The 1,424-nt window shown below is 75.3% G+C and carries 1 protein-coding gene; it reads right to left on the reverse strand.

Annotation, left to right across the window (positions count from 1 at the left end; translation table 11 throughout):
- Positions 1-108: 108 nt before the first annotated feature.
- Entirely contained in the window at positions 109-1,215 is a 1,107-nt protein-coding gene (locus EF903_RS32550) for a nitronate monooxygenase family protein (RefSeq protein WP_125548527.1), read from the reverse strand.
- Positions 1,216-1,424 lie beyond the last annotated feature (209 nt).

Raw genomic sequence — 1,424 nt, forward strand, 5'->3', positions numbered from 1 at the left:
ACCCGGCCCCGGTCCGGGGCCGGGGCCCGGACCGGGGCCGGGTCTGCGGCCGCTCGCCGCCGGTGTCGCTCGGGCTGCTCACGCTGCACACACCTCTTTCGACGGTTGTCAGGCTCGGCCGGCGATGCGGTTGATGCGGTCGACGGCCTTCTCGAAGCCGCGGGTGAGGTCGTCGACGACGGCCTGGACGCTGCGCTCGCTGGTCATCCGGCCGACGATCTGCCCGACGGGGGTGCCGAGCAGCGGCTGGACCTCGTACTTCTGGATGCGGGAGAGGGCCTCGGCGACGAGCAGGCCCTGCAGGGGCATGGGCAGGGCGCCGGGCCCGTCCGGGTCGTCCCAGGCGTCGGTCCAGGCGGTGCGCAGCTGGCGGGCCGGCTTGCCGGTGAGGGCGCGGGATCGGACGGTGTCGCCGGAGCCGGCGGCGAGGAGTCTGCGGGTCAGGGCGCGGGAGTGCAGGTCGGCTTCGGTGGTGGTCAGCCAGAGGGAGCCGAGCCAGACGCCCTGGGCGCCGAGGGCGAGGCCGGCGGCTATCTGCTCGCCGCTGCCGATGCCGCCGGCGGCGAGGACGGGCAGCGGTGCCACGGCCTCGGCGATCTCGGGGACGAGGACCATGGTGGCGATCTCGCCGGTGTGGCCGCCTGCCTCGTACCCCTGGGCGACGACGATGTCGACGCCGGCGGCGGCGTGGCGGCGGGCGTGCTCGGCGCTGCCGGCGAGCGCTGCGGTGAGGACGCCGCGGTCGCGGGCGCGGGCGATGACGTCGGCGGGCGGCGAACCGAGGGCGTTCGCGAGGAGTTTGACGGGGTAGTCGAAGGCGACGTCGAGCTGACTGCGGGCGACCTGCTCCATCCAGCCGGTGATCCGCCACCCGGAGGCCTCGCCGTCGGGCAGTTCGGGCACGTGGTGCCGGGCGAGGGTGTCGCGGACGAAGGCGCGGTGCCTAGCCGGGATCATCGCCTCGATCTCCGCTTCGCCGATGCCGTCGACCGCCTTCGCGGCGGGCATGACGACGTCGAGGCCGTAGGGCCGGCCGCCCGTGTGGGCGTCCAGCCAGTCGAGGTCGCGCCGCAGGTCGTCGGGCGAGGTGTAGCGGACCGCGCCGAGCACGCCGAACCCGCCCGCGCGGCTGAGCGCCGCGGCGACGGCGGGGAAGGGGGTGAAGCCGAAGAGGGCGTAGGGGACTCCCAGCTGCTTGCTCAGCTCCGTCTGCATGGGCGGCAGCATGCCGCAGCGAGGCGGCCTACGGAAGCCCTTTTCTGATGCGGCGTCAGATTCTTTGCGCGGGTGCGCGTGCGGCCCGCGCGCCCCGTGCGGGCAGATACTTCGAGAGGCCGAGGGGCCGGACGGGAGGCCAGGCGATGGAGGCACACACGGGGGCCGGGGGCGGCACGGCGCCTCACGGCCCGGGAGTGGAACGCGGG

The sequence above is a fragment of the Streptomyces sp. WAC05292 genome, from assembly GCF_003949955.1.
Classification (GTDB): domain Bacteria; phylum Actinomycetota; class Actinomycetes; order Streptomycetales; family Streptomycetaceae; genus Streptomyces; species Streptomyces globosus.

What these genes read in the sequence shown, in the direction of transcription:
- EF903_RS32550 (WP_125548527.1), bottom strand. Translation starts at nt 1,215, where the DNA reads ATGCAGACGGAGCTGAGCAAGCAGCTGGGAGTCCCCTACGCCCTCTTC.